The 26,886-nt window shown below is 64.6% G+C and carries 26 protein-coding genes; 14 read left to right on the plus strand and 12 right to left on the minus strand.

Annotated elements, in window-relative coordinates:
• Positions 1-34: 34 nt before the first annotated feature.
• Entirely contained in the window at positions 35-745 is a 711-nt protein-coding gene (locus J1N50_RS10175; protein WP_281414829.1) for an acyl-homoserine-lactone synthase, read from the minus strand.
• Positions 729-1,469, minus strand: coding sequence for a LuxR family transcriptional regulator (locus tag J1N50_RS10180; RefSeq protein ID WP_062769491.1), 741 nt, complete (start codon positions 1,467-1,469; stop codon positions 729-731). Before J1N50_RS10180 ends, J1N50_RS10175 begins: the two co-directional genes overlap by 17 nt.
• A gap of 346 nt (positions 1,470-1,815) precedes the next feature.
• Between J1N50_RS10180 and J1N50_RS10185 the strand changes: the two genes are divergently transcribed.
• Positions 1,816-2,334, plus strand: coding sequence for a helix-turn-helix domain-containing protein (locus tag J1N50_RS10185; protein ID WP_062769488.1), 519 nt, complete (start codon positions 1,816-1,818; stop codon positions 2,332-2,334).
• A gap of 111 nt (positions 2,335-2,445) precedes the next feature.
• On the opposite strand, the gene J1N50_RS10190 is transcribed toward J1N50_RS10185, so the two are convergent.
• Entirely contained in the window at positions 2,446-2,937 is a 492-nt protein-coding gene (locus tag J1N50_RS10190; protein ID WP_215353389.1) for a hypothetical protein, read from the minus strand.
• A 62-nt stretch (positions 2,938-2,999) separates the two neighbouring features.
• On the opposite strand from J1N50_RS10190, the gene J1N50_RS10195 reads away from it, so the two are divergent.
• The gene (locus tag J1N50_RS10195; RefSeq protein WP_215353390.1) at positions 3,000-4,172 is read left to right on the plus strand and encodes a JAB domain-containing protein; all 1,173 of its coding nucleotides are present in this window, start codon (positions 3,000-3,002) and stop codon (positions 4,170-4,172) included.
• A 235-nt stretch (positions 4,173-4,407) separates the two neighbouring features.
• Entirely contained in the window at positions 4,408-5,169 is a 762-nt protein-coding gene (locus tag J1N50_RS10200) for a DNA -binding domain-containing protein (RefSeq protein ID WP_062769479.1), read from the plus strand.
• Positions 5,170-5,205: 36 nt separating this feature from the next.
• Here J1N50_RS10200 and J1N50_RS10205 read toward each other — a convergent pair whose 3' ends face one another.
• From J1N50_RS10205 to J1N50_RS10220, 4 genes are read right to left on the minus strand one after another with little or no spacing between them, the layout of a single operon-like run.
• Positions 5,206-5,850, minus strand: coding sequence for a lytic transglycosylase domain-containing protein (locus J1N50_RS10205; RefSeq protein ID WP_322787082.1), 645 nt, complete (start codon positions 5,848-5,850; stop codon positions 5,206-5,208).
• Positions 5,840-8,776: a MobF family relaxase gene (gene mobF / locus J1N50_RS10210; protein WP_062769515.1), complete on the minus strand. Its 2,937-nt coding sequence runs from the start codon at positions 8,774-8,776 to the stop codon at positions 5,840-5,842. The genes J1N50_RS10205 and mobF overlap by 11 nt, the downstream gene beginning before the upstream one ends.
• Entirely contained in the window at positions 8,773-10,800 is a 2,028-nt protein-coding gene (locus J1N50_RS10215; protein ID WP_082813374.1) for a type IV secretion system DNA-binding domain-containing protein, read from the minus strand. Before J1N50_RS10215 ends, mobF begins: the two co-directional genes overlap by 4 nt.
• Positions 10,797-11,120, minus strand: a complete 324-nt coding sequence (locus tag J1N50_RS10220; protein WP_062769473.1) for a hypothetical protein — start codon at positions 11,118-11,120, stop codon at positions 10,797-10,799. Before J1N50_RS10220 ends, J1N50_RS10215 begins: the two co-directional genes overlap by 4 nt.
• 481 nt (positions 11,121-11,601) lie before the next feature.
• On the opposite strand from J1N50_RS10220, the gene J1N50_RS10225 reads away from it, so the two are divergent.
• Positions 11,602-11,847 (plus strand): hypothetical protein, encoded by a 246-nt coding sequence (locus J1N50_RS10225; protein WP_058804246.1) that lies wholly within the window; start codon positions 11,602-11,604, stop codon positions 11,845-11,847.
• A gap of 193 nt (positions 11,848-12,040) precedes the next feature.
• Here J1N50_RS10225 and J1N50_RS10230 read toward each other — a convergent pair whose 3' ends face one another.
• From J1N50_RS10230 to J1N50_RS10240, 3 genes are all read right to left on the minus strand, one after another.
• Positions 12,041-13,027: an SLOG family protein gene (locus tag J1N50_RS10230; protein ID WP_058804219.1), complete on the minus strand. Its 987-nt coding sequence runs from the start codon at positions 13,025-13,027 to the stop codon at positions 12,041-12,043.
• 452 nt (positions 13,028-13,479) lie between these two features.
• Entirely contained in the window at positions 13,480-14,532 is a 1,053-nt protein-coding gene (locus J1N50_RS10235) for a DUF2493 domain-containing protein (RefSeq protein ID WP_058804218.1), read from the minus strand.
• 77 nt (positions 14,533-14,609) lie between these two features.
• A complete protein-coding gene (locus J1N50_RS10240; protein ID WP_058804217.1) occupies positions 14,610-15,077 on the minus strand; it encodes a DUF736 domain-containing protein in 468 nt (155 codons plus the stop codon).
• Positions 15,078-16,108: 1,031 nt separating this feature from the next.
• On the opposite strand from J1N50_RS10240, the gene J1N50_RS10245 reads away from it, so the two are divergent.
• From J1N50_RS10245 to J1N50_RS10290, 10 genes are all read left to right on the plus strand, one after another.
• Positions 16,109-16,300 carry a DUF6771 family protein gene (locus J1N50_RS10245; RefSeq protein WP_058804216.1) on the plus strand — a complete coding sequence of 64 codons (192 nt, stop codon included), beginning with the start codon at positions 16,109-16,111 and terminating at the stop codon, positions 16,298-16,300.
• A gap of 1 nt (position 16,301) precedes the next feature.
• Positions 16,302-16,631 (plus strand): hypothetical protein, encoded by a 330-nt coding sequence (locus J1N50_RS10250; protein ID WP_058804215.1) that lies wholly within the window; start codon positions 16,302-16,304, stop codon positions 16,629-16,631.
• Positions 16,632-16,641: 10 nt separating this feature from the next.
• Positions 16,642-17,157, plus strand: a complete 516-nt coding sequence (locus tag J1N50_RS10255) for an SOS response-associated peptidase family protein (protein WP_215353391.1) — start codon at positions 16,642-16,644, stop codon at positions 17,155-17,157.
• A 13-nt stretch (positions 17,158-17,170) separates the two neighbouring features.
• Complete coding sequence (locus J1N50_RS10260; RefSeq protein WP_062769464.1) at positions 17,171-17,845, plus strand: SOS response-associated peptidase; 675 nt, start codon at positions 17,171-17,173, stop codon at positions 17,843-17,845.
• Positions 17,842-18,552, plus strand: coding sequence for a thermonuclease family protein (locus tag J1N50_RS10265; RefSeq protein WP_255265978.1), 711 nt, complete (start codon positions 17,842-17,844; stop codon positions 18,550-18,552). Before J1N50_RS10260 ends, J1N50_RS10265 begins: the two co-directional genes overlap by 4 nt.
• Positions 18,553-18,823: 271 nt before the next feature.
• Complete coding sequence (locus J1N50_RS10270; RefSeq protein ID WP_215353392.1) at positions 18,824-19,669, plus strand: enoyl-CoA hydratase/isomerase family protein; 846 nt, start codon at positions 18,824-18,826, stop codon at positions 19,667-19,669.
• On the plus strand, positions 19,666-20,943 hold the full coding sequence (locus tag J1N50_RS10275; protein WP_215353393.1) for a spinster family MFS transporter: 1,278 nt from the start codon (positions 19,666-19,668) through the stop codon (positions 20,941-20,943). Before J1N50_RS10270 ends, J1N50_RS10275 begins: the two co-directional genes overlap by 4 nt.
• A 77-nt stretch (positions 20,944-21,020) precedes the next feature.
• Positions 21,021-22,064, plus strand: coding sequence for a phosphotransferase family protein (locus tag J1N50_RS10280; protein WP_215353394.1), 1,044 nt, complete (start codon positions 21,021-21,023; stop codon positions 22,062-22,064).
• A complete protein-coding gene (locus J1N50_RS10285) occupies positions 22,064-23,377 on the plus strand; it encodes an acyl-CoA dehydrogenase family protein (protein ID WP_246553343.1) in 1,314 nt (437 codons plus the stop codon). Before J1N50_RS10280 ends, J1N50_RS10285 begins: the two co-directional genes overlap by 1 nt.
• Positions 23,378-23,429: 52 nt before the next feature.
• Positions 23,430-24,338, plus strand: coding sequence for a LysR substrate-binding domain-containing protein (locus J1N50_RS10290; protein ID WP_215353396.1), 909 nt, complete (start codon positions 23,430-23,432; stop codon positions 24,336-24,338).
• A gap of 6 nt (positions 24,339-24,344) precedes the next feature.
• Here the strand turns inward: J1N50_RS10290 and J1N50_RS10295 are convergent, their stop codons facing one another.
• Positions 24,345-25,268 carry an SMP-30/gluconolactonase/LRE family protein gene (locus J1N50_RS10295; RefSeq protein ID WP_215353397.1) on the minus strand — a complete coding sequence of 308 codons (924 nt, stop codon included), beginning with the start codon at positions 25,266-25,268 and terminating at the stop codon, positions 24,345-24,347.
• 1 nt (position 25,269) lies between these two features.
• Positions 25,270-26,880 carry an AMP-binding protein gene (locus tag J1N50_RS10300; RefSeq protein ID WP_215353398.1) on the minus strand — a complete coding sequence of 537 codons (1,611 nt, stop codon included), beginning with the start codon at positions 26,878-26,880 and terminating at the stop codon, positions 25,270-25,272.
• Between the last annotated feature and the right edge of the window lie 6 nt (positions 26,881-26,886).

Consider the following 26,886-nt stretch of genomic DNA (forward strand, 5'->3'; position numbering starts at 1 on the left):
GTATGATGCTGGATTGATGATCATCGCGCCCTCCTCAAGCGGCACGCGCGGCGGGGGCCGCAGCGGACTTGACGGCGATGCCCGCTGCGGCGAGCTTCGCCACCGTGGAGCGATCGATATCGATGCGAAGCGCCACAAGCGCCTGTCCCTGGTGGAGGACCGGCTCGCCAAGCGCGTGGCAATCCCAGCCGAAAGTCTGAATCTGCCGGAACCAGGTATGTTCGGCGACGCCAGTGTAGGTGTGGATGTCGTTCGCGAGGGCATGTTTGGCGAGACCCACGAGGAGCACGTCGCGCGCGATCCGGCGCTGCCGCGCGCCGATCCCCGGCGAGAGACAGAAGCGGGTGATTTCGAAGATGGCTGGCCCCTGAGGGATGGGGCCGGTGACGAGAAAGGGAAAGAGCGCATCGAGCAGCGCGGGCCGCGTGGTTGGCAGCAGACGTGCCGAAGCGAGATGTTCGCCCGCCTCGTCGGTGACGATCAGATAGGTGGCATGGATATCGTCAAAATGATCGACTTCATATTGATCCGCGAGGGCCGGAATGTCCCATTTCAGAAGATCGATGAAGACGCGTTTGCGCGCCGCGAACATCGAACGAAGCGCGATATGTTCGCGGTCCCGGCTATCCTGGTCGATGGTGAGAAGCATGAGATTGTCCCCTTGTTTGAAAAGAGACAATTCAGATGAACCGGGAAATGCGGCCGTGCCATAACACAAAGGGGGGGTGTCAGCCTCGGGCGACATCCCCGAAACAGATCGCGCTGTCGAACAGGGCGCGAATGGCGAGCGCTATCCGCGTCGGCGCGTCATAGGCTGCCCGCGCATTGCGCAAATGCTCGCGCACCGTCTCCTCGCTAATATCGAGCAGCTGCGCGATGACCGAATTGGATTTGCCGCGCGCCGCCCACATCAGACATTCGATCTGCCGATCGGTAAGCTGCGGCCGCTCATCGAGCGAGACGGGATCGCCGAGCCGGCGCGCGGCTTCGAAGACGAACGCCCCGAGGCTTTGCGCAAAGACAAGCGCTTCGGGCGGCATCGATCCGCTATCGGTCCATGCAAAGGATACAGAGCCATGCGCCTCCCCCGGCAAATGCACAGGGACCGTCAGTCCGTCGGCGATGTTGTGACGGCGGGCGCGTTCCAGCACCTCGGCATCTTGAGGTCGCGGCCGATGGAGCGTCATATCGCGCCAGCGAAAACCCGATGTTCGGCGATGACTGAAGCGGTGCACGGGATCCGAGACGCCGAGGCGATTCTCGTCGAACCAATGCGCAAAGCCTTCAGGATAGTTGTGGAGACGGATGCCCTTGTCGGGAGCCGCGAGAAAATCGACATGGTGGCTGATCGCAAACCAGGCGCAGCCCATATGCGAGCAAATCTCGCGGAGGATATCGACGAGCGCGTCCTCGCTATCGACCGCCATGATGTCGTCTTCAAGTTGCCGCGCGGCCTCGATTGTGCGCATTCCGACCCATTGGCGGCACCGGCAGCGTCCTCAAGCCTGACTGCCGGGTGAAGCCCCTGTTTCAGTGCTGCCCCCCAGCCCTCTCAAGCAGGCGAAAGTCCAGCCATGACGCCTGCCGTTGGTCCACCAGCAGCGCGGAACAGGGGCGACGCTATCGGCGGCGCCATATGTTTCAAATATATTCGTCAGTTAGAACCAGATTGGGGATTGTTTCGAAGTCGAAGCACACCGACAATCAAAGGTCACCGCCCGGTCACGGGCAATATCTGTTCGAGGATGGGCTTAATGAAGAAGCCAAATTTCAAAAGCGGCTTGCCTCAATATACAATGTCACGAAACTGACGGGATGGATGGGGCGCAGGAACCTGACGCAGCCGAAGCAAGGCTCTGGGCGCTGCTCACCGACAAGCAGCGCCTGTGCCTCGACCTCGTGCTACAGCGCAAGACGTCGAAGCAGATCGCCCGCGAGCTCGGCATTTCGCGGTACACGGTCGATCAGCGGATATCGGCTGCGCGCAAGACGCTCGCCGCCATCAATCGTGACGATACCGCCATCCGCTATGCCCGGCTGAAGAGCATATGCGATCGGATCGCATATGATCCGGTAGAGCTTCCCATCATGCCCTCCCTCGCGCCATCCGATTTCCCGGACGGCGATCCGGACCATTATCTCGATGTCCGCGAGGGCAAAGGGGCGATGGCCGGATTATCGGGCGAACGCCCACCGTCCGGGACGATCTGGAGGCATGACCATGCACCGACTGCCAAGGCTACAATCATCGCCATCATGCTCATGGTGGTGGTGTTCGCCCTGCTCGGCGGGCTCGGTATTGCAGAGGCGCTGACGCGGCTCATGTCCGGCTAAATCCCTTCATCTTGCCCTACAGCAACAGCCGGAAGCCCTGCTTCTGGCAAAGGAGAAGTCATGTCCGAACATCTCATATCCATTGCCACCAGCTTGCAGCAGCAATTGCCGTCAGCCGAAATCCGGATCGACGATGCCCTCATCGCCGTATCGTCGCTCATGGCGAGCGTGGTCACGGCGCGGCGTGATACCGAAGGCGTGCCGCCCGCCAAGGGGCAGGCGACGATCCAGCGCCTTGCGAAAGCGCAGATGGCACTGATCGACGCCGGCGGCGATGTGCTGCGCGTCCATGGCGAACTGGTCGCCATCGGCCAGGAAACGGCGGGTTATGACCTGCACGAGGAATGCCCGAAGCGGGCAGCCGTCCACCGGCTGCATGCGGTCGCAACGTAAGAATTTGACCGGGGGCCGCGAGAGTGAAACAGATGCGAAATGCGTGTCGCGATCTTCGCCCTGTTCCTGCTCGCGGCTCTTGGCTACGCCGCCTGGCGGGGTGGCGGCCCCGAACGGGTGATGGCGGGGATCGCGGCGACGATGGTCGGATCGGACCTTCTGCTGCACCAGTTCGTTGCGCCCGAATATGCGGTTCTCGACTTCGGGCATTTGCTCATCGATGGTTTCGGCGCCTCCGCGACATTGCTGCTCGCACTTTTCGCCTATCGTTTTTGGCCGATGATCGCGGCCGTTCTCCACATATTGCCGCTGCTGGCCCATTCCAGCCGCGCCCTCAATCTCGCGATGGATCCGGCGGCCTATATGGTCATGCAGGTAGCGGCCTCCTGGGCGGTTCCCCCTCTCCTGTTGTTCGCAACCTGGCGGCACCAAAGACGGCTTCGCACCAACGCCAATTATCCGTCCTGGCACAGCTCATCGCAGCGATTTCTCCGGAAGACAGCGAAGACCTAGCGCGCGCGCTTCTCGAAGAGTTTCACAGCCTCGAGAGGATCTGGGCCCAAACGCCCGAAGCCCTGGCCCGCATTCTCGGCGACCACGCAGCGGTGATCGACCTGCTCCTCTGCACGCGGCGCGCGATGCTCGCATCGATGCGCGGCAGGCTCTATTCGAGGCGGATCGATCTGGACGATGCGAAACTCGGAGACTATCTCATCGCATCCATGGGGTCGCTCGCCGACGAACATCTGCGCATCCTGTTCCTCGATGGGTCGCGCCATCTTATTGCCGATGAATGCCTGCAAAGCGGCAGCCTCGCCCATTTGGCGCTCTATCCGAGGGTCATCTTCCGCCGCGCGCTCGAACTCAATGCCGCCGCGATTCTGCTCGTCCACAATCATCCGAGCGGAAATCCGCATCCGAGCGACGAGGACATCGAAGCAACGCGCCGCCTCGCGGATATCGGACATGCACTCGATATCCGGCTGTCGGGTCATATTGTCGTGACCGCAAACCAGACATCACGGATAATCGTCGATGATACGGCCCGACGCGGCACCTTCTCCTTCACCCTGAAGAGCCCCGATACCGCCGCCGATCGGCGGGCCAAGGCAGAGCTCGTGCTGACCAACGCGCGCATCACGCAGCGTCGCCGCTTTCTGCGCCGACAACTTATTGGCGCCGAATGTCTTTTCGTCGAGCCTGCCTGGGACATGCTGCTCGACCTGTTCATCCACCAGTGCGAAGGCCGGGTGCTCCATCTATATCCCATGTGCGTCGCATCGGGCATCCCGATGAGCAGCGCGCTACGACTCGCCCAAAAGCTCTGCGAAGCAGGCATATTACGGCGGCAGCCCGATACCTTCGACGGGCGACGGAGCATCATGACGATCGAGCCCGAGATTATGCATCGACTCAGCGCCTATTTTGCGGAAGGTGCCGAATAGCCGGCTAGCCCTGCTCCCGGCGCCGCATGTGCGCGCCGGAGACCCGCAAGCCCGGACAATGCAGGTTCGGGTCCGCGGAGGTAAAGCAGCGTTGCAACCACCTCGCCTGGCGCAACCGGAACGTGCCGCACGGCACGACATCACCACTCGCCAAGCTTCCGGAATCTGAGGGATATCGACAAGGGCCAGAACGACGCTTCATGAAAATATTCCGAATATATTCCGGCTATTTTGCATGAACAGCGGTCCGCCTGCAGCCGATTGGCAGGTGGCCAGTGAATATTCGGCGCTTATGCTGTGCGACCGCCGCGCCTTCGCGTGGGAATGGCTGCGGCGAACACCCCGGTATCGCCGCCTATGGGCGGCCCGGGACCGGCTCCCGATCGATGCACCGATAAGGGTCGGTCTGCTTGCCTGGATCGACCCCGCCATTTCCGCACCCGAAGCTCGCCCCATCTGGTCGCCTGACGTCGACCCCAAAGTTCTCCAGACGCGCGCCGGACGCCGCGCGCCTGGTCCCGGCGATAATTTCGATGTCCTCGCGCTCGCCGACTATGTCTCGATCTCGGTCGATCAGGCGAACAGAGAACATTGGCTCATTTCGGACGGTCGCTGGCTGATCCGGCTTATGCACCATGATGGCACCTTGCTCGGCCGATCCACTCTTCTCGTGCATGAGATCGAAGGCGTGGATTCAGCGGCCCCAAAGATCGCGGCGTTGCAACAGTTTCTGGCATTGACGGCGCGCGGCGAAATGCCGGCGTCGCTGCGTCCGCGCGAAAGCCGGGCCGCGCGCTGGATACTCGAGCTACGAACCGCCGATGCGCTGGCCGCGGGCGCATCGCAGAAGAGAATCGCCGAGGTCCTGTTCGGTGAGAGTGTCACGGCGCGTCGTTGGCGAATTGAAAGTGCATCCTACCGCTCGCGCGTCCAGCGGCTAGTGAAGGCCGCGCAGCAGTATCTCGCCGACCCATTCAGCGGGCCGTGGTTCCGCTGAGCCACCCAAGCGCGGGTCATCTCCGCAATATCGGTGTCACCATATCGATCGTCCAAAGCGCCGCCGTAAATGGACTGCGACGCTGTTTGCATATCGCGCCTGCCTCCACCCCGTTGGACTATGATAGACGCCGACCGCTTTCCAATAATCGCCTGTGACGGCCAGCCCGGACAGAAATATCCAGCGCGCGGCCTCGGCGTTGAAGCAGGCATCGTTCTGCAACCATGATCGGACATGATCCTCGGGACGTCCGACGAGTTTGGCGATTTTCGGAACCCACCAGCTGTTGACCTGAAGGGGTCCGAGATCATGTGTGCCATTGCTGTTGGCGACCGCGGCGCCGATCCAGCCGCCCTCCTGATCGCGGAGTCCCCACAGGGTGCGCTCAAGCCAGGCCCTGCCTTTTGAGGCCTTGCGAATGCAGGTGGCGAGTTCGACTTCCTGCTGCGCGTCCGGAGGCTTGGCCGATGCCGTGCTTGCGTACCCGGCAAAGGTTGAAGCCGCGACAATGATGGTCAGCAAACGGCAGACAATAGGGAATTTCATCATGGGGCTCGTCGCTCCGACAATAAAAGGGTGTCGATGTCGATGGGTTCGAACGCCATCGGTCCGACGTGACTTCCGCTCGCTGATCCGCAGTCTTCGTGGTCCGGTCCGGGACCATCGGATTTCATCGATCATGGCCTCCGCGATCGGGTTCCTGGTGGCGCCGCTGTTCGGGTACCGGCTCGGGTGCCGCTTGCTTGCCCGCACCCAATAGCCCGTGCAGATAGTCATCGAATTGGCCTGCCGCACGGTGGGCGCGCCCGGCAAGCCGTTCGGCGAGGCTGGCCGGACGGAACATCTCCGCCCAAGCGCGTTCTCGGTCCGCCCGCCGCTGCGCGCGCTCAGTTCGTGACTGCAACATTGCAGCGCGCTCGCGTTCGATTGCGCCCGGGTGGCGCAGGCTCCGTATTCGGTGGCTGTCGCGCGCGAGGCGCCCCAGCCCCTCCAGCGCCGATGTCTTCTCGCCCGAGTTCGCCTCGAGCTTCCGGACGAGGCGCTCGGGATCCTCGGTCCAGAGCTTGACGCCGAAGCGCGCGCGCGTGATCGCGGTGTAATAATTCTGGGCATTGACGAGGCCCGATCCGAGCGGCGCCAGCACATAGGCGCGGTCGTAGGTTTTCGACTGCGCCGAATAGACGGTCTCGGCATAGCCATGATCCCAGGTGCGATGGAGCGCTAAATCAATAGCTTGCGGCTCGGCCTTGCGATCCCAACGGATTGTCGCGACCGAGCCGTCGATCCGCTCCACGGTCCCACGTTCCGCATTTTTAAGATCGAGCTCCTTCGCTGCCAGGCGCCACTGGATGCGGTCGCCCGCTGCCACGTCGCGTGTGTCCTCCAGAAAGACGGCGACCTCGGATGCCCGTCCCAGCCTCGGGTTCCAGAGAAGCTGACCGCCATTCTCGCCCGCCAGCCGTACCCATTGGCGACCCTTGCTATCGGGCTCGATGCCGGCGACGCGATATTCATGGTCCTTGGCAATTCCGCGCGCTGCGTCATCGCGCGCAAACCGGACGACCTGCCCGCACGAATAGAAGCGGGCGAAGCGTTTCTCCTCGTTGGTCATGCCCGACGATGTGAGGACGGAGTGCCGCAGATCCTCAAGCCCAATTGCGCCTTCCCGTTTCAGCACCTCGCGAATCCGGCTGTTGACGATCAGCCGCGTCGCATTGTCGAGAACGAGAATGTTGGTCGTCTCGCGGGTGCCGGGTTTGAGCCGCGTCCATTCGCCAACCAACGATTCCGCAAGCTTGTCGGCGCGCTGGCCGCTAACCACCTTGTCGAGCGCATCGAGCGACGCGGCATAATCGCCGCGCCGCGCGTTTGCGACGGCAGCCTTCATCGACTTGGTTTCCTGCCGAACCGCGACCTTCAGCCGCGCTGTCGGAAGACCGAGCTGCTGCATGAGCCAGGCGGGTTTTCCCTGCTCGATCGCCCCGGTCTGCTTGTTGTCGCCGAGCAAGATGACGCGGGCGCCCGTGTCGCGGCTGATTTGCAGCACGCGGAGCGCCTGCCGGCTGCCGAGCTGGCCAGCCTCGTCGAGGACGAGCACATGGCGGTCGGTAACGTCATGACCGCCGCCGGCAAGCAGCGCCGCGACGGTTCGCGATTCAATGTCGGCATCGGCGCCGAGCTTGCCCGCTGCCGACGAGGTGGGCGCCAAACCGACGAACGTCCAATCGGGATCGGCGGCCGCCTTCAATTGCTGGACCAGCGTCGATTTGCCCGAGCCCGCAACCCCATCGACGCTGACGACCCGGTCACTCGACAATGCGAGCCAGCTTAGCACCTTGCGCTGATCGTCATTGAGGATGCTGCCCCGAAGCGATCCCTCGATCCGTTCTGGTGAAGCTAAGGGTATAGTGTCGTCGAGACTGAGCGAGATCTGGCCCGAAAGCGCGATCTCGAGGCGCGCGGTACGGCGCGAGGTCCGTCCGCGCGTCAGTACGCCGTCGCCCGTTTGCTCCCTGGTCCGCAGCAGCTTGAACCTTTCTTCATGCGCTTCGAAGAGGGGCCGGACATCTTCGAGCCGCACCTCGCCGACATGCGAGGCGAGCCCGGTCCGAATGAGCCGCCCGAGATTGTTGACGGCCTCGCGCGTCTCGGACTGGCGAAGTCCGTAAAGCGATGCCCGGCTCGCGGTCGCCCGATCGACGCCTATTTCCCGTTCGCCGCGCTCGTCCGCGCGGCTGCGAATTGCGTCGAGAGTTGGAGCGTGCGCCGCGGACCGCACCGACCATTGGCTATGAAGGCCTTCGAGCCCGACCTTCTGCTTCGCGCGGCGGGTTTCGAAGAAGGATCTCGTGCGTGCCGCCTGCCCCTCGAGGCCATGATCCTTGGCGTGGGCGTCGATCTGTTCGGCGCGCCGCGACATGTCGGCGATCATGTCCTGCGGTACGCCGCGTATCTCGAAGAGCCCCCGCCGCGGGTCGAAGTCGATATCATATCCGAGTCCGCGCAGGCGATGCGCGAGATCGTTGCGGTAGATTTGCCCGGCGGTCATCTGCTCGGCGAACATGGCGCGGGTTTCGAGGCTGACCATTTGTTCATCCCCCGCGTGCCGGGTCATGTTGAGAATGACGACATGGGTGTGGAGATGGGGGTCGAGCTCGCGGGAGGCATGTTCGGTGAAGCGCGCGTAGAGAAGCTGGCGGGTCGTCTCGTGGACGATGTCGCCGTTCATGCGGCGGCGAAGCGCGGCATCTTCCTCGATCCAGCCGATCGCAGTACCCACCGCTTTCTCATGGGCTGCAACGATACGCTCGTCGCCCGCGACCAGCGCCATGATCGACACCGATTTCGGCGCGTTGACCGAGAAGTCCCAGCCGGGATGATGCTCGATGGTGCCATGGCGGCGACGGCCGAGATGCTGCTCGCCGACCTTGCCGGCGAGCAGCATCTCGAGCGCCCCGCGCTCGACCGCACCTTCGAGCCCGAGTTCGGTAGCGATCCGCCCGCCCCATGCCGAGGGCTCGTTCCCTCCCTTCGTATAATAGTCGCCGATGGTGTAATAGCGGGCGACATTAGCGGGCGTGCCCCCGAGGCGGCGCGGATGGATCATGCCGGATTCGCGGGACTGCGGCGGCCGCCCGGGCGACCGTGCTGGCGAAGCGAGTGCGTCCACGGCGTGGCGATGATCTCGAGGCGTGCAATCGGCGCATCGGGGTCATGTCCCCCGATACCACCGGCAGGATCGATCGGTGCCTTTCCGTCGCCTTTGTCGCCATCGCCAGCGGTGGCGACCGGACCCAGAGGAAGTTCGGGCGCCGCCGAACCGGCGGCCTGTTTCGGCGGGCGCTTGCGCGTGGCAGGCGGTTTGGATGGAGCAGCGGGAGCAGGCAGCGAAGGGGTCGACACGGTGCGCAGCGGGGGATCGCTCCGCTCGATGAAAGCCTCCGCGGAGGACGGCGTCCGGTTGTAGCGATCGTCGAACCGGATCACCGGCAAGCCGCGGCCGAAGCGCAAGAAGCCTGCAAGGTTCGGCAGGTTCGTGACCTCGGTGTGGAGGACGAGCGGCCGCGTCACCTGGATGCGCGAGAGATTGACCCCGTCGCGCATATCATTGACGCCGTAGCTCATCCCCTCATTGGCTTCGACCTGCTCGACCTGTCCCAGATTCTTCGAGACGAGATCGGCGGTGTCGCCGTCGTTCCCCCGGAGTGCGACCCAGGTCGAGCAATAGCCGGTCACGGCGGCGGCTTCCTCCTGGCCATAGGTTGCTTTCAGCTGCGGATAGGACTGGAACCCCAAAATGCCGCAGCCGCCATATTTGCGGGCGCGGGCGAGAAAATCCGAAAGCGAGGGCAGTTTCTGGAGGCTCGGCAGCTCGTCGATCACGCAATAGAGGCGCCGGGCCTGATCGGGTTCAAGGCTCATGATCGCGCTGATCGCAATGTCGAGCCAGACGGTGATCAGGGGGCGGAGCGACGGAAGCTGGTCGGCCTTGACGGTGATGAAAAGCCAGCTGTCATCCCCCTCGGTGGTCACCCAGTCGCGGATCGAGAGACCATCGTCGGTATCGTCGAGATAGGCGAAGCTGCGCATTACCGAGGCAAGCTCGGCCTGCACCCCCGCCGAGGTCCGCTCGCCTTCCGACGACACAAAGGCCGCCGCATCGGTCCCCGCGACATAGGCGCCGAGGGTCTTCAGCGGCGAACGCACGATGGTCTCGAGGAGCGCCGAGACATAGGTGCGCTTCTCGGCCGCGAGCTTGCGCATGACTGCGACCAGAGTCCCGCGCGCGGCCTTCGACCAGAAGGGGTCGCCATGCTTGTCCGGGATCATCGATTCCGCGATCTGGTCATAATGATAGTCGCGCGGGACATCGACCCAGGGCGACCAGATGGCGGTTCGCTTGTCGAGCGGATTGAGGAGGATGTCCTTCCCGGGCCGGTAGAATTTCTCGACGAAGGTGCCGGCGGTATCATAGACGATCGCGCGCCGGCCCGAGGCGCGGATGCCGGCGAGCATCTTGACGATCATGTTGGTCTTGCCCGTGCCGGGAGCCCCGCAGATCAATATATGTTCGGGCTCGAAAGCAAGCGGAACCTTGACGCCGCCGATCGCGAAACTCCCCTTGCGTTCGCGCCAGAGCGCGCGGCGGATTTGCCAGACGGACCCGAAGCGCGCGCCGCGCAGATATTCGTTCGAACCGAGTCCACGCCCCATCCGGGTAAAATAGAACCAGGCGACGAGGAGCGCGCCGAGCGCGAAGAAACCGGAGAGGATCGCCCCGGTGATGATGTCGCTCTCGAGCGTTTTCAGCGCTTCCTTCATGATCGGCGCGCCGATGAGCAGGTCGGCCGAGGTCCAATATTCACGCCCCTCGGGGCTGCGGAACAGCACCGGGTCGGTGGTCCCTCGCGCCGTATCGGACTTGAACAGGGCCTCGGCATATTTGAGGAGAAGGTAGCGCTGATAATCGCCCGACTTTTCGAGCGCGTACCAGATGGCGCCGATGATCCAGATCGCGGTTCCCGCCATCACGGTCTGGAAGAAGACCTGGGTGGTCATGCGGACATTGTGGACGATAGCTTGGCCGCCGCGCGTCCAGCTTCCGAGGGTGTCGTTGCGAAAGATGCTCATGACATCCGCCCTCCCCCCTGGCGAGCAAGCGCATCGCCGGTCGGCAGCCCCCGTTCGCGGAGCAGCCGGTGGGTGTCCTCCATCCCCTTGGCGAGCGCCCGGGGGTCGCGCGCACCAACGTCCGACGCGAGGATCGCGAGTATCTGGATGACGGTCGAATGAAGTTCATCGAAGCGGGCGTGGAAACCGAAGGGATCGGCGCCATTGAGCTGTTCGAGTGCCTCGCGGATATAAGCGGACGGGGTCATGCCCGCCGCGTCCGCCGAGGCGAGCAGACGATCATAGAGAGCGTCGTCGAGCCGGAGAGATAATTTTGCCAAAGTGATGCTCCAAAAAAGTGGAGCCTTTGGACATGAGGTTGTGAAGCGGCTCGACTATAGCCGCAAAGCTCCAATATTCCAATGGCCTAATGCGTCCGACGCGTCGGGCAGAAGATGGCGCTATGGATCAAGGGGTTAGCGGCGCTGTCGGACAAAGTCCGCCGGTCTTGTCCGACATGTCCGACATATGACGCCCAACGAGGATCTCGCGAATTCGCGCGAAAATCCTCGATTTTGCGGGCCAGAGCGCGGCGCAGCACCCGTGCGTAGGGTGCATTACAAACGCCAACGGCGTGCGTCCGCCCACCGCAGCGACCATGTCGCTGCGCAGCCTCGTGCCGGAAGGCGCGCGGGCTCCCCCGCCAGGGGGATTTCTTCCTTCCCGGCGGCCCGCCGGGCATATTCTCGGGAGACTTGATTCATGGCGTATCCATTCGATAGGAAAGTGCGTGGCGGGCAGACCATCGAAAGGAAGATGGACATGCCCAAGAAGAGTGAACGCGAGCGCCTCGCCGACCTCGAAGCGCGCCAGCGCAAGGTCGCAGACGATGTCGAAAATGCCCGCCGCGCGCTGCGCGGCAAATATGCCGCGATCGTGCCCGAGCTCCCTGTCGAGACGCTCACCGAGCGTGAATTTCGGGAGATCGTCGATCTTGCGATCCGTGCTGGAGGGACTGCATCTGTCGCGGCGCTAAAAGCCCTCTCGGGGATGGCCCCGAACAAATGACGCCCATCCCGAAGGGATGGTCCCAGCGACGAGCACGGCGAAGCCGCGCGCAGGAGGCCGGTGCGCCGCACCGCATCGCCGCCCGACGGGACCGGGCGCTCCCGCGTCCGGTTCCCTGAGGGTGGCGACAGGACGCTCGACATAAAAAAGGGGATCGGTCCGAGCTTGCGCCCGAACCGATCCCCTCGCCTTTCTATGCTCGCACCCGTTCGCGCGGCATATCGTGATGCGGGAGCAGCACCGGGTCTACCCCCGCCGCCCGCAGCACCCGCACGAGCTGCGCCTGCACCCCGGTACCCTCGGCGACCACGGCACCCACCGGCTGCAACCGCGCGATCTGGTCGTTGCGGACGAACCCCGCCCGGTTCCCCCAGCGCGCCTTGTCGATCCCCAGCGCGACCAGCGGCGTCTTCGTTCTTGCTGCCCACGCCGCGGCGATGGCATCGGCGCCCCTGTCCTGCGCGGTGGTCAGCAGCACCATGTCGGGGCGCGCCGCTTTCATCTCCTCAAGCGCCTTGTAGATCGGGCGATGGTCGGCCCAGCGAGCGCCCCCGGAGAAGACCACCAGCGGCCCCGCCGGAAAATGCTGCGCGAGGCGGCGCTGGCGGCGCGCCGCGAGATAATCGGTCCCCGCGATAACCGACGCGGTGCGCTTCGACGATACCAGCGTCGCTTTCGGCGCCGACCACGGACGCCCCGTTTCGGCATGGAAGATGTCCGCTGCATGATCGCGCATGCAGGCTATGGCATCGCTCGCTTCATCGAGCGATTCCAGGAGTTGCTGCTGTTCCTCAAGTTCGACGCCGTGGATCTCGCTGCCGTCGGCCGAGCGCAGCAACTCGCGCACCTCCTGCGCCGCCCGGTCGGACTGTCCGGCGAACTGTCCTGCGACGCGGTGGAAGCTGTGGACGATCCCCCATGCGATCCGTTCGGCCGCGCTTTCGATGCGCGTGTCGCGCAGCACGTCGAACACGGTCGTGATCATCAGTTCGACGGCAAGCTGCACCTGCATCGCATCGGGCATATCGCACGTCAGTTCCTCCTCGCTTTTCCCAAGCTTGCTGCGTTCGAGATCGGTGTCGAAGGCGGCGCTGAAGCTGTCGTTCGCCTCTCCCGTCTCCTCGGCAATAAGTGCGGCGATTTCCGAAAAATCCCTTATGCTGCGTTTGAACGTCGTCATATTGACCTCCTCTAGATTGAGAGGTCATTCCCCCTGCACGGGCGCCGAGCATCGGGGTCAAGGATCGGGCGAAGCCCGACCGCGAAGCGGCGGTGGGGGTCACGATTTTCTCTGGCGGCCACCGCACATGGAAGGAAGAAGCCCCGCGCCCGACCCGCCAGGGAAAATGGTGGGGCCCCGCCGTCCTTGAGGCCGATGCGGTCCCGTGCCACGATAAGAAGACTTGAGAGAGAGGAAGAGGTTTGCGGAGCGGGGGCTCGATGCCCCCGATCCGCAAAGGCTCCCGTTCTTGTACGGCGCGATATGCGAGCACGGCGGTGTGGCTGGTTCGGCGCAGCCTGGGCGGTCAGGACGTGCGGCAAATCCCCTGCAGCAAAAAGAAAAGCCGGCGCGCTTCAGCGCACCGGCTCAGGGAGATCAAAGTGACGGTCGGGCCTATGGCCCGGCCGATGTCAGGCGGCGGCGAACATCGGATCGCCGCGCGCCGCTTTCATCGCGCCATGCGCGGTGGGGCGGCGGACGGCGCTCTCCTTCTCAGGCGCCTGGTCCGTCTTGCGGAAGGCGTGGATCGGGACATTGGCCTGTCGCAGCGTCTGGTAGAGATTGGCCTGCAATCCCGACCCCTCGCAAACCACCGCTTCGACGGGACGAAGTTCGGCGAGCTTTCGGTTGCGGGTGAAGGCGGTCTTACGCCCGGTCCCGTAGAGGCCGAAGGCCACGACGGGTACGCGGGTTTCGGATCGCCCCGCCCACGCTGCAGCGATCGCGTCGGCGCCCTTGCGCTGCCCGGTCGTCACCAGCGTCATATGGGGCACGCGGGCGCGGATCTCGTCGAGCCGCCGCCAAAGCATCTCCCAGTCGTGCCATTGCGCGGGGCCGGAGAAGACTACGACCGGCCCCTGCGGCAGGTAGCGCTCGCGCGCATCGAGTGCCCGTTCGCGCAGGAAGTCCTGCGCCGCGATCTGGCTCGCAGTCGAGGCCGAGGATGCACGCGATCCGCGCGCGGGCGACCAGGGCCAGCCCGACTGGGTGCGATACATTTCGGCGGCATAGTCACGCATGCATTCGATCGCCGCGCGCTGTTCGGCAGTCGATTGGCACAGGAGCTGCTTTTCCTCGAGCTCGCTGTTGAACACCTCGCTCATGTCCATGCGCCGGACCATCTCGCCAACCTCGGCCGCGAGAGCATCCTCGCGGCGCTCGAGTTTCCCGGCGACGAAGTGGAAGCTGTTCACGAACCCCCACGCGATCTCGGCGGAAAGCGGCGCGAGCCTCGTGTCGTTGAAAAGGTCGAAGATCGTCGCGATGATCCCGCCGCATTCGGCCTGCGCCGCGAAGGGTTCGGGCATGTCATGCTCGCCCGGCTCGTCACCGGGTTCGATGATCGAAAGCGGGATGGGATCGCCGAACGATGCCTGGAATTCGGGCGTGGCGATCTGTTCGGCGTAGAGGGCACGAAGGTCTGCAAAGCTGTCAACACTTTGCGCGGAAGAATGAGCGACCATGTTCGGTCTCCTTGGATCGGGCAAGAAAAGAGCCGGGAAGCGCAGCTGCGCCTCCCGGCCCGGTTGCGGCGCCTTCGTCAGCCGAAGGGCACCTCGTCGTCGAGGTCGGCGCCGGCGCCCATCAGCGCGCCGTTCGAGCCCGCCGTGCTCTCGCCGAAGCCGCGGTCCTGCGGCTGCTCGTCATAGCTGCGCGTGCTCGCGCCGAAACCGCCGCCGAACTCGGCACGGACGGTCTCGCGGCGCCACGCGATGGTGTAGCCGCCGTCTTCGGACGGAAACAGAGCCACCGGCAGCGGTTCGGGGAGGCTCGGGTCGTCGATATTGCCCGCGAGGAAAACCTCGCCGGTCTTCTTCGACGCCGCTTCCCACAGCGCCCCGACCTGCACCCAGCGCCGGGCGACGTTGAGCGCCAGCACCTCGTAAACGGGTGCCCGCGGGTTCATGCTCTCGACCTTGCGCAGACCGATGCGCGGGAGGTCGATCGTGCGGGTCGCGATCGAGCCAGTCAGACGATCATTCACATTCCTGATTTCACCGATATTCATGACACTTACTTTCGAATGTCGCGCGCGAACCATTTCCCGGCGACACTCTTCCCGATCCTTCTCTCCTCTGTGGCGCCGCGCCCTCGGCCCACGCCGCTGCCCGCATGCGCGCGCTCACCTCGCCGCCCGCGCCGTGGCGTGCGGAGGCCGAAAGCCGATCACTGCGTCACTGAGAGGACTGGCTGGGTCAGCGGAAAGAAGGGGAGCGATATAGGGGAGGTGGCCTCCCGAACTGACGGGCAGCAATGTCATGAGATAGCAGTGGCGACGTCAGCTCTGCGTGCACCACGCCGCATGGATGCGCGGCGCCCTCACCCCGTCACCCGCCTCGCGTGACCAATGCGGCTCGCGGGCTCTCCGCGCTGCCACGTCGGGTTAATGCGTGGCTTCTGACCGTTGGATATGGCGGTCAGGTAGTTTGTAGGCGCGCACTCGCCGAAGCGAATATTCCGAGCGCAGCCCCGGGTGGCCTTAGCCCCTGAAAATGACGGCACCCCGCGCCCGGAAAACCGGGGTCTGGACGCGGAGCGCCGCCCAGATACGGCCGGGCGGGTCGCGTGCCCGGCCGACTGTTATCGGAATGATGAGACCGGTCCCTTTATCGGCACCAGAGGCCCCTCCACCGACGCGGCCGCCGTTAGGGAAACCTCGCCATTCTCAAAAACAAAACTTTCCTGCAGCCGGGATAGTTTGTCTTTTCCGTACAAGGTTTGCCAATCTGGAGTAATCTTTCCTCTCTATAATTCGGCGTCACTGACCCGGCGCAAAGCACGATCGACCAGCGTGCGCCCCGCACAGCCAAGCTTAACACAGGGTATCCCTGGGCTCCAAAGATACCCGCTTTGGCGTTTCGGGCCGATTGCTATTGGGCGGCTTCTTGGAAAATGCCGAAATGGGCGGACGCCCGGACGGCCGAGCCCGTCCGTTCGGCTTGCGCCGGGGCCGCTTGCGTGGCGGCGGCATCGCGAAGACGGGCCCACGCGCGCGTACCGCAGCTTGCTCATTTGTTCTTTTTATGTTCTCATTGATCCATGATGAGAATCGACCCTGACCGAGTCGCACGCGCACTCCTGGACGCCCCAGGATGGGCGCGCGTCGGCCTCACCGCGCCAACGGAAATCATACGCGAAGCGGCCGCGCAGGAACTGGCGCTGACGATCGCGCGCATCCACGGTGAGACCACGGCCGCCGCCGACGCCGATCAGCTGGTGCTGGCGCTGTGACGTGCAGCATACGAAATCGGGCATTCCGCGGGCCACGCACATTTTCGAGGCGGCCATCTGGCATTATGCGGTGCAGCCCGTTTGCCGCTGCGGTCATCACGCCAAGTTCGATGCGGGACTGCTTTGGTACCGCTTTCACCGCAAAGGCTGGGACGATAATCTTCGCAAGGCGTGCCGCCATTTCTGGTGCCGGCAATGCGCCTGGAGTTCCGGCCGCCGCGTCGAACCGCTCCGCCTCGAAGTGGTCAATTGGGACAAGGACGCGATCTGCATCAAGGAGCGGGTCGACGAACGCGAATGGAAGCGCGCGATCCGCCGCTACCGGAGCTAGGAGCTAGACGATGGAGAGAGATTTCGACGACGTCCTGCAGGGTGTCGGCAAAGGCGGGCACCGGATCATGATCTGGGATGGCCAGGAAGAACGCCAGATCGAGGCGCATTGGGGCCTCCGGTCGCGCGACCCCGAGATCGGACAGATCCCGCTGCTCAAGTCCGAAACCGCGCGGATCGAAAGCCCCTGCCTCATCCTCGCCAACGAGTTCGGCATCAAGCGCGACGGCAAGACGCTCTATGCGGCAAGCCTCGTCACCGACATCCCCTTCTTCTGCATTGCCGGGGTCTGGCAGCGAGGGACGCGCGACTATCTCGATGCCTTCGCGGCGTTGACCGTCCCCGCCTATCCGGACCTTGCGCCGCACAAGGACCGCCATGTGGCGGTCGTCGATCCCGACGATTGGTTCGACTGGATGCAACAGGAGCGCCCGCCGCTGGACATCTTGCGCCCCTTCCCCGAAGGTAGCTTCACGATCACGCCGCCGATCCAGCCCAGTTTCGAGGGGCTGCTCGGCGCCGCCTGAACGGGAGCCGCCGATGTGCAACCAGATCACGCTCAAGGCCTCGGTCGACGAGGTCGCCTCGCATTTCAAGGCGCAGCGCAAGAAGCAGACCAATGCGAGCACCGGTGATGTCTGGAAGGGCGGCACGGGCTTCGTCGTTCGCGAGGTCGCCGGCGAACGCCAGCTCGACGCAATGGTGTGGGGCTTTCCGCGGCATTCCACCAACAAGAAGACCGGCAAGCCCAACAAGCCGACCCACGTCAACAACGCCCGCGACGACAAGCTGATGTCGCCTTACGGCATGTGGCGCGAATGGTTCGTCCAGCCCGGGCATCGCTGCCTCATCCCGATCACCGCCTTCGCCGAAGCCGTTGGGCCCGAAGGGCAAATGACACGCACATGGATCAGCATTGCCGACCAGCCGCTGGCCGCCTGCGCGGGCTTCTGGCGTCCGACCGACGAATGGGGCGACAGCTACACCATGGTGATGGTCGATGCCGTCCCCGAGATGCTCGAGGTCCACGACCGCATGCCCGTTATCCTACATCCCGAAGACCATGAGGCATGGCTGCACGCACCGGCCGAGGAGGCGATGAAGCTCGTCACCCAATATCCCGCCGATCGTCTCGTCATCGATCACACGCCCGAGCTCTGGTACGCGGGTCGTACCAGGAAAAATGCGGCACGCACGGCCGCAACCCTGCTGTGACATCGAAAAACCCGAACCGCGCGACACGCCGGCCCACGCGCACCGCGATCGCCGCTATCATCTTCTCGCTCGCCCTGCCCCCTACCCCGTCGGTCGCACAGGACGTGAGCGGCCCCGCGCGGGTCTCCGACGGCGATACGCTCAACCTCACAGGTATCGTCGTCCGGCTTTACGGGATCGACGCGCCCGAACTGAAGCAGACCTGCACGCGCGGCGACGGTCCCTGGGCCTGCGGCCAGGAAGCGGCCGACAAGCTCGCCGCGATCGTGGAAGGCCAGTCCGTGCGCTGCGAACAGCGCGACATCGACGACTATGGCCGCACCGTCGCGATGTGCCAGGTCGGAATAATCGACCTCTCCGCCGCCGTCGTCGATGCGGGCCTCGCTGTGGCCCTGCCAAAATTCACGGCCGCCTATGTTCCCAATGAAGCAAGAGCGCGTGAGCGCAGACTCGGTCTCTGGAGCGGCGAGTTCCAGATGCCCGCCGACTATCGGGCCGCCAACCCCGCCCCGCGCCAGCCGACCGCGCGCGTGTCAGACGGCCCCCGACCGGCGACGCCGCCTCCAGCATCCAACGCATATTTCCGCAACTGCAAGGAAGCCTGGGCTGCTGGTGCCGCGCCGATATATCGAGGGCAGCCCGGCTATCGCCCCGAGATGGATGGCGATGGCGACGGAATCGCCTGCGAACCTTATCGCCCTCGATAGAAACTCGTGGCCGATTGCGGACAGGCGGCTTTGGATCGTAGCCCCGCCAAAACGGACATATGGTCGCCGACTATCGCGGCGTAAACCACATGCTCTACAGCGATAGCAGAGGCTGGCCGGTTAGAAGTGGTCGGCCTTGCGCCGTCCCTCATAAAAGACAGGCATCGAATTAGGTTCGGCGTTTCGAAGAACGCCCCGCTCTTGCGCCAAACACAACGAGCGTTGCGAATTGCCGACTCGCCCTGCGGACAGGGGTCGATAGGCTGCCGGCATGACCGACAAGACACGCGCGCAACCCGTCCGCCAGAATGAAGGGTTACAGATACACCGCTCGGGCACGCTCGATATACTGACGCTCAACCGTCCCGACAGGCTCAACGCCATCGATCCGCGCATGGCCGATGCGCTGACCTCCTATTTCAGGCAAAAGCGCGACGACGATGATTGCCGCGTGATTGTGCTGCGCGGAGCCGGACGCGCTTTCTGCGCGGGCGTGGATCTGAAGGCAACGAAGGACGCGCCCCCCGACCTTCAATTCGGCAATGCCGGCGTCCGGACCGAACTTGCGATCCAGCGCGCCAATCGCGAATTCATCGTAGAAATGCGCCGCTGTCCTCAGCCGGTCATCGCGCTGCTCCACGGCGCGGTGTGCGGTGCGGGCTTCGCCCTTGCGCTCGCTGCCGACATCCGGATCGCGACCCGCGACGCGCGCATGAACTGCGCCTTCGTTAATGTCGGCCTCGGGGGCTGCGATATCGGCGTCAGTTATCTGCTGCCGCGCCTAGCCGGCGCGTCGATCGCTTCCGAACTGATCCTGACGGGTGACTTCATCGATGCGGAGCGGGCCCATTCGCTGGGCCTCGTGTCGCGGCTGGTCGACGACGCAAGCGCGCTGGAAGACGAAGGGCGCACGATGGCCGACCGGTTGCTCAAGGTTGCACCGACCGCGCTTCGTCTGTCGAAGGAAGCGCTCCGCCATGCGATCGACGCCCCGTCGATCGAGTCCGCCATCGCGATGGAGGATCGCAACCAGGTTCTCTGCGCCCGGACCGAGGATTTTCACGAGGCGATGGCTGCCTTCTTCGAGCGGCGACCCGCCGAATGGCGCGACGCATGATCCGCCCCCGCCGCGCGAGCGATCCGCGTGTCGCGCTCGGCCTTCTTCTCACGGTCTATTGCTTCAACTTCATCGATCGCACGATCATTTCCGTCCTCCAGGAGCCCCTGAAACAGGAGCTGGGGCTGAGCGATACCCAGCTCGGGCTCGTATCCGGCACGGCCTTCGCACTCTTTTACTCGGTACTCGGCGTGCCGATCGCCCGCCTCGCCGAACGCGTCGACCGGCCACGCATCATCGCGGCGGCGCTGGCGATCTGGTCGCTGATGACGATGGTGTGCGGCCTCGCGACGAGCTTCATCCAGCTGTTCCTGTACCGCGTCGGAGTCGGCATCGGCGAAGCCGGCGGCACGCCGCCCGCGCACGCGCTGCTTTCCGATCTCTTTCCGCCCGAGCGGCGCGCGACCGCCATCTCGATCTATTCACTCGGCGTTCCCCTCGGAATATTGTTCGGCGCCGTTGCCGGGGGTGCGCTCGGCGAAGCGCTGGGCTGGCGCGCGACATTCATGCTCGTGGGTGCGCCCGGCCTGATCCTCGCGCTTGTCGTGCTGCTCGTAATCAGGGATCCGCGCACGGCGGGCGCGACGCGGACCGCACCCGCCGCGCCGCCTTCGCTCGGCCGAACGCTGGCGCATCTGGCGGCGCGCCGCGCTTTCGTCCATCTGACGATCGGCATCACCGTCGCCTCGACCGCCGGATACGGCATTCTCGCTTTCACCGCTCCCTTCTTCATGCGGCAGTTCGAGATGGGACTCGCCGCCGCCGGATATACGACCGGTCTGATCTCGGGCCTGGCGGCCGGGGTAGGAACACTTCTCGGCGGCCTCGCCGTCGACCGGGCGATGCGGCGCGATACGCGCTTCGGCGCATGGATTCCGGCGACGGGGCTCGCGCTGGCGGCGCCGCTCTCGATCGTCGCCTATTTGCAGGAGGAACAGACGGTGGCGATAGCATTGCTGCTGGCTTCCGGAATCGCCCAGTTTCTCTATCTCGGCCCGACATATGCCCTTGTTCAATCGCTCGCAAAACCGACGATGCGCGCCACCGCCAGCGCGCTCGTGCTGTTGACCGTCAACCTCGTCGGGCTCGGCATGGGACCCCCGCTCACCGGCTGGCTCAGCGACCATTTCGCGGCGGCGGCCGATAACGCGGATAACGCGGCCTATGGGCTGCGTATCGCACTGGTCCTGACCGCGTCGCTCTTCGTCTGGGGGGCGCTGCACTACCGGCTCGCGGCGCGCTATCTCGCGGCCGATCTGGAACGGGCGGGCTGACCGTTGCCGGTTGCGCAACGCGCGTTGGGAAGTTCGCGATACCTGGTCGTCCGGCAATCCGCCTACCGATTATCGCGATGAGCCAAAGAACGGAAAAGAAGACGGATTCGTTGCCGCAACCGCTGGGCGGGACGATGACCGCGCTGCTCGAAAATGGCGTCCCGGGACTATGCGGGCCGGTGTCGATCAGCCCGCTGGCGGGCGGAAGGTCGAACCCCACGTTCCTGCTCGATGCCGCGAACGGCCGCTATGTGCTGCGCAGCCGTCCGGTGGGAGTCACGTTCCCCTGGGCGCACAGGATCGACCGCGAAGTGCGGATACTGACCGCGCTTGAGGGATCGGATATTCCGGTGCCGCCGGTTCTGCTGCATGTCGACGATCCTTCGCATTTCGGTGCCCCCTTCTATCTGATGCCATTGATCGACGGCGCCGCCGAGGAGGATCCAGCGCTGCCGGCACTTTCGCCCGGGCAGCGCGCATCCGCCTATGAGCAGGCTATCGACATATTGGCACGCCTGCACCGGCTCTCGCCCGGCGCGATTGGCCTTGCCGGGTTCGGATCGTCGGGAGACTATAATCACCGCCAGCTAATGCGATGGTCGGAGCAGGTCGCCGCCGACGGAATAGTCCCGCCAGCGCTGCTCGAACTCGGCAGCCTGCTTTCGCGGATCCTGCCTTCGCAGTCGCGAACGAGCATCGTCCACGGCGACTATCGCTTCGGTAACCTGCTGCTCGCGGACGGCCGGGTAACCGCCGTGCTGGACTGGGAGCTTTCGACACTCGGTGACCCCTTCGCCGACCTCGCCTATTTCCTGCTCGCTTTCGAATTGCCGCACGATAATCCGATTCTGCCGGGTCTAGCGGGACGTTCGCGATCCGGTTCCGGTATTCCCGCGCCAACCGCGCTTGTAGAGCGCTATTGCCGCGCCACGGGCTTCGCGCTGCCCGCCGCCTGGCAAGCCTATCGCGCATTCGCGCTCTATCGCACCGCTGCGATCGCGCACGGCGTGCTGCACCGCAATGCGACCGGTGCCATCGCTCCCGCCATGCTCCGCCAACTCGACGTCATCGCCGAAGCCGGACTCGCCTGCCTCGGCCTCGCCCCGCCCGCAAAAGGATAATGCCTGTGAATTTTGAGTATTCCGACCGCTGCAAGGCGCTTATCGAGCATCTCCAGTCGTTCATGGAGCGCCATGTCTACCCGGCCGAGCGCACCATTTACGATCAGGTCTTTGCACAGCCGGACGATTTTCGCCAATGGCAGCCATTGGAAATCCTCGAAGATCTGAAGGAGAAAGCCCGTGCGGCCGGGCTTTGGAATCTCTTCCTCCCCGAAAGCGAATTCGGCGCGAACCTCGGCAATCTGGACTATGCGCCGCTCGCCGAGATCATGGGCCGATCCTATTGGGCCCCCGAGATATTCAACTGCGACGCACCGAACACCGGCAACATGGAAGTTCTTGTCCGCTACGGCACGGCTGAACAGCAGAAGCAATGGCTGCAGCCGCTGCTCGACGGGACGATCCGGTCGGCCTTCGCGATGACCGAACCCGCCGTCGCCTCATCGGACGCAACCAATATCGGCACGCGTATTCGCCGCGACGGAGACGAATATGTGATTACCGGGCGCAAATGGTGGACCTCGGGCGCCGGCGACCCGCGGTGCAAGATAATGATCGTGATGGGGCAGAATGACCCCGAGAATCCGAACCGCCACGCCCGCCAGTCGATGATCCTCGTGCCGACCGATACACCCGGGGTCCATATCCGGCGCTACCTGCCGATCTTCGGGGTAAGCGACGCCCCGCACGGCCATATGGAAACGATCTTCGACAATGTTCGCGTCCCCGCCGAAAACATGCTGCTCGGCGAAGGCCGCGGGTTCGAAATCGCGCAGGGCCGGCTGGGCCCGGGGCGCATCCATCATTGCATGCGGTTGATCGGGGTCGCCGACCGCGCGCTGGAACGCGCATGCCGCCGCTTGTCGGAGCGCACGACATTCGGCACCCTTATCGCCGACCAGTCGCTCTGGCGCTTCCGCATCGCCGAGGCGCGCTGTCGCATCGAACAGGCGCGACTGATGACGCTGAAGGCGGCGTGGATGATGGACGTCGCGGGCAACAAGGCGGCGAAAGCGGAAATCGCGATGATCAAGATCATCGTCCCGCGCATGGCAGCGGAGATCGTCGACATGGCAATCCAGGCCTTCGGCGGCGGCGGCTTCGCCGATATCCCGCTGACGATGGCTTATGTCTATGCGCGCACGACGCAGGTTGCCGACGGCCCCGACGAGGTCCATTCGAACCAGCTGGCAAGATTCGAGCTTGCCCGCCACGCCGCCGCCGATCCCGCAGCGACCGCCGGCGAAGGCGAGGTGATGGTGGCGCAAGGCCGCGATTATGAACGGCTCGAAAATTGGGCGTTCGGCTGGTGACGCGCCGCCTTCACGGCGCCACCGCCCTCGTGTAGACGGCAGGGAGGGAGGCTTGAGCAGAACCATCCGACGACAGGCACCTCCACTCGAGGCGATCGAAGCCTTCATCCTCGCGACGCGCTCGTCAAGCTTCCGCGACGCGGCTGACCGGCTTGCGCTCAGTCCATCAGCCTTTTCGCGTCGGATTCAGGCGCTCGAAGCCTTTGTCGGCGTGGCGCTGTTTGTGCGCGACAAGGGTTCGGTCACGCTGTCGAAGACCGGCGAACGCTATTTGCGGACGGTCGAGCCCGCGATCGATTCGATCCGCCGCGCGACCGTCGACCTGCAGGCGGAGCGCGGCGGCATGGCGCTCCGCATCGTCGTCCCGCAATCCTTCGCGATCGGCTGGCTCATCCCCAACCTGCCCGATTTCCAGCGCGCGCATCCGGAGGTCAATGTCGAACTGCGCATCGGGCGCGACATCGACGATCTCAGACGGGGGCACGCCGATGCCGCGATCTATGTCGGGCCCGGCGACATCGGATCGATGCCCGCAATCCGCATCGCCCCAATCAACGGCATATTGGTTTCGGCCCCGGAGCTGGCTTCCGGACGGTCGCCGCCGACCCGCCTCGCCGAGCTGCCCGATGTCGACAGGCTCGCCGTTTACCGTCCCGAAGGCCTTTGGGAGCGATGGCTGCGCAATATGAAGTATGACGGCGCGCCGCTGTCGCCGCCGACCTATTTCGAGGCGCAGTTCCTGATGTTCGAAGCGGCGGCGGCCGGACTCGGCGTCGCGATCGTTGCGCCGATCCTCGCGCACCGGCTGCTCGACCAGGGCCGACTCGTTCGGATCGGCGGCTATCAGGCGCCGCTGGGCATCGACTATTATCTGGTCTTCGCCGACGAAGCGGTGCAACGCCGCCCCGACGCCATCAAGTTCCGGAACTGGATCAAGAGCGGACTCGATCGCTTTGTCTGAGCGCCGTCAAACGTTGTTCAGCCGCAGTCCGGGCCGCGGCCACCGTGTGGAAACCACCCGGCCGGTGCCCGAAAGGGTAATATAGGCGGTCCGCATGTCGGGACCGCCGAAGCAGATGTTGGTGGTGAAGACGTCCGGCGTCGGCACGAACTCAACGAATTCCCCGGCGGGCGAGACAACCGAAATGCCCGGCTCGCCGATCGTGGCGACACAAATATTGCCATCTGCCTCGACCGCAAGACTGTCGAAATAGCGAAAGCCCGCGGGACGATGGAGGAAGCGCCCGCCATGACCGAAGAGATTGGGGTACGGCACAATCTCTCCGGGCCCCGATATGTCGAAGGCCCAGAGCTGGCAGGTATAGGTTTCGGCGACATAGAGCGTGCAGCCATCGGGCGAGAGGCCGATTCCGTTCGGGTTTTCGAGCGGAAAGATTACCTCACGGATGAAACTGCCGTCGGCGGCGGCATAGAACACGCCCACCCGATCGCGCTCGCGGTGTCCCGATTTGCCATGATCGGTGAACCAGAAGCCACCATGGCGGTCGAAAACCAGGTCGTTCGGCCCGCGCAGCGGCACGCCCCCCGCCGCGGTGTAAAGCGTCCGGACCTCGCCCGTTTCGGGATCGACGCGCTGGATCGACCCGCCAGCATAATCCGGTGCCGGTCCGACCGGGATGTTGATCGCATAAAGCTCCACGTCGCCGAACGCGAACCCGCCATTGTTGCAGATATAGATGGCGCCGTCGGGCCCGACCGCGGCCCCATTGGGACCGCCCGGCAGCGCGGCGACGATCCGCCGGTCGCCGTCAGGAGCGATGCGCGTCAGGCATTGGCCGCGGATTTCGACTACAAGCAGGCTTCCGTCGGGGAGCACGACAGGCCCTTCGGGGAAGGCGAGACCGTTGGCGACGCATTGAAAGTCATCCATGTCAGTTGTCCTTTTTTGTCGCTGCGTCGCGAAGATCCTTGCGCGACAGCTTGCCCGCCGCCGTGCGCGGGAGCGCTTCGTGGATCTCCAGCCGGGCGGGCAGTTCATGCCGGCCGAGCTTGTCGGCGAGAAACTCGCGCAGTTCGCCAATGTCCAGCGTCTGGCCGGTTCGCAGCGAGACCGCGGCGACCGCCACCTCGCCGCGATAGGCATCGCGCTCACCGTACACCAGCGCCTCGGCCACCGCGGGGTGCTCGTAGATCGCCTCCTCGACGACACGCGGATACACGTTGAAACCCGACGCGATGATCAGATCCTTGCGGCGATCGACGAGATGGACCTGTCCCCCGGCGTCGATAAACCCCATGTCACCCGTCAGCAGGCGCCCCGCTGCGAAGGCCTCTGCGCTTTCTTCGGGGCGGTTCCAATAGCCGGTGATCACATTGGGGCCACAAATCGCTATCTCCCCGACCTCCCCGATCCCCATCGGTTTCCGGTCGGCGTCGAGCGTCAAAATCTCGATCGACGCGCCCGGCAGCGGATGACCGATCGCGCCCGCCTCGCCCGCCGCGCCCTGCCGTCCGAGCGTTCCTGCGCCGCAGGTTTCGGTCATCCCCCAGCCGACGACCGGCGGTTGTCCGACGAGCTCGGCCATGCGCGCGGCAACCTCGCCGGGCAGCGGAGCGCCGCCCGAGACGCAATAGCTGATCGACGCAAGGTCGCCCGCGGCGATGCCCGGTAATTCGAGCAACGCGACGAACATGGTCGGAACCCCGAAAAAGAAGCTCGCTCCGCCATGACGAATGTCGTCGAGCGTCTGCGCCGCGTCGAAGCGGTCGCGCAGCAGGATCGTTTCACCGTTCGCGATCGCGCGCAACAGGACGCCGGCAAGGGCATAGATGTGAAAGAGCGGTAGAACGCCGAGATGACGCTCCTCGCCGCGGCGCCAATTCGAGGTCGCGGCGATCGCCGCATCGAACATCGCGACGGCACTCACGAGATTTCCGTGGGTGATCAGGGCGCCCTTCGGCACGCCCGTCGTCCCTCCAGTATATTGGATAAGCGCAAGGTCGCCGGGCGCGACAACCGCGGCCGGACAGGCGGCCGCCTCCGCGACCATCGCATCGATCGACAGGAACGCTTTCCCGGCAGGTGCAAGCGGATTGCCGCCAGTCCAGTAAGCATCGCTTCCGAGCAGAAGGAGATCGATGAGACCGTCATCAAGCAGCGTCGCCGCCTGGCTGCGAAACGGCTCCTCGTCGAGCGTCGCCAGGATTCTGGCCCCCGTATCGGCCAGCTTGAACCGCAACTCGCGCGCCGCATCGAGCGGGGTCAGGTTGACCACCACCGCGCCGAGGCGCATCGCCGCGAAGAACAGCACAGGATAGTGGGGCGTGTTACGGAAATAGAGCGCGATGACATCGCCCTTCGCGACCCCGCGCGCCGCCAATCCCGCCGCGACGCTGGCGGCCGCCGAGGCGATTTCCCCGAAGCGAATGGCACGGCCGCAAAACTCGATCAGCGCCCGCTCCGCAAAACGATCGCACGCGCCGGAAAACATCGCGCCTACGCTCTGGGCGCCTTCGCAAGCCACAGCGTCCATCAGCTTCATTGCAGT

This window comes from Sphingopyxis soli, assembly GCF_018682675.1.
In the GTDB taxonomy this organism is placed as follows: domain Bacteria; phylum Pseudomonadota; class Alphaproteobacteria; order Sphingomonadales; family Sphingomonadaceae; genus Sphingopyxis; species Sphingopyxis soli.

What these genes read in the sequence shown, in the direction of transcription:
- J1N50_RS10230 (WP_058804219.1), bottom strand. Translation starts at nt 13,027, where the DNA reads ATGACGACGTTCAAACGCAGCATAAGGGATTTTTCGGAAATCGCCGCA.
- J1N50_RS10225 (WP_058804246.1), top strand. Translation starts at nt 11,602, where the DNA reads ATGCCCAAGAAGAGTGAACGCGAGCGCCTCGCCGACCTCGAAGCGCGC.
- J1N50_RS10200 (WP_062769479.1), top strand. Translation starts at nt 4,408, where the DNA reads ATGAACAGCGGTCCGCCTGCAGCCGATTGGCAGGTGGCCAGTGAATAT.
- J1N50_RS10240 (WP_058804217.1), bottom strand. Translation starts at nt 15,077, where the DNA reads ATGAATATCGGTGAAATCAGGAATGTGAATGATCGTCTGACTGGCTCG.
- J1N50_RS10215 (WP_082813374.1), bottom strand. Translation starts at nt 10,800, where the DNA reads ATGAGCATCTTTCGCAACGACACCCTCGGAAGCTGGACGCGCGGCGGC.
- J1N50_RS10260 (WP_062769464.1), top strand. Translation starts at nt 17,171, where the DNA reads ATGTGCAACCAGATCACGCTCAAGGCCTCGGTCGACGAGGTCGCCTCG.
- J1N50_RS10175 (WP_281414829.1), bottom strand. Translation starts at nt 745, where the DNA reads ATGTCGCCCGAGGCTGACACCCCCCCTTTGTGTTATGGCACGGCCGCA.
- J1N50_RS10190 (WP_215353389.1), bottom strand. Translation starts at nt 2,937, where the DNA reads ATGCCCGAAGTCGAGAACCGCATATTCGGGCGCAACGAACTGGTGCAG.
- J1N50_RS10280 (WP_215353394.1), top strand. Translation starts at nt 21,021, where the DNA reads ATGAGCCAAAGAACGGAAAAGAAGACGGATTCGTTGCCGCAACCGCTG.
- J1N50_RS10245 (WP_058804216.1), top strand. Translation starts at nt 16,109, where the DNA reads ATGATGAGAATCGACCCTGACCGAGTCGCACGCGCACTCCTGGACGCC.
- mobF (WP_062769515.1), bottom strand. Translation starts at nt 8,776, where the DNA reads ATGATCCATCCGCGCCGCCTCGGGGGCACGCCCGCTAATGTCGCCCGC.
- J1N50_RS10275 (WP_215353393.1), top strand. Translation starts at nt 19,666, where the DNA reads ATGATCCGCCCCCGCCGCGCGAGCGATCCGCGTGTCGCGCTCGGCCTT.
- J1N50_RS10255 (WP_215353391.1), top strand. Translation starts at nt 16,642, where the DNA reads ATGGAGAGAGATTTCGACGACGTCCTGCAGGGTGTCGGCAAAGGCGGG.
- J1N50_RS10295 (WP_215353397.1), bottom strand. Translation starts at nt 25,268, where the DNA reads ATGGATGACTTTCAATGCGTCGCCAACGGTCTCGCCTTCCCCGAAGGG.
- J1N50_RS10235 (WP_058804218.1), bottom strand. Translation starts at nt 14,532, where the DNA reads ATGGTCGCTCATTCTTCCGCGCAAAGTGTTGACAGCTTTGCAGACCTT.
- J1N50_RS10285 (WP_246553343.1), top strand. Translation starts at nt 22,064, where the DNA reads ATGCCTGTGAATTTTGAGTATTCCGACCGCTGCAAGGCGCTTATCGAG.
- J1N50_RS10270 (WP_215353392.1), top strand. Translation starts at nt 18,824, where the DNA reads ATGACCGACAAGACACGCGCGCAACCCGTCCGCCAGAATGAAGGGTTA.
- J1N50_RS10180 (WP_062769491.1), bottom strand. Translation starts at nt 1,469, where the DNA reads ATGCGCACAATCGAGGCCGCGCGGCAACTTGAAGACGACATCATGGCG.
- J1N50_RS10205 (WP_322787082.1), bottom strand. Translation starts at nt 5,850, where the DNA reads ATGATCGATGAAATCCGATGGTCCCGGACCGGACCACGAAGACTGCGG.
- J1N50_RS10185 (WP_062769488.1), top strand. Translation starts at nt 1,816, where the DNA reads ATGGATGGGGCGCAGGAACCTGACGCAGCCGAAGCAAGGCTCTGGGCG.
- J1N50_RS10300 (WP_215353398.1), bottom strand. Translation starts at nt 26,880, where the DNA reads ATGAAGCTGATGGACGCTGTGGCTTGCGAAGGCGCCCAGAGCGTAGGC.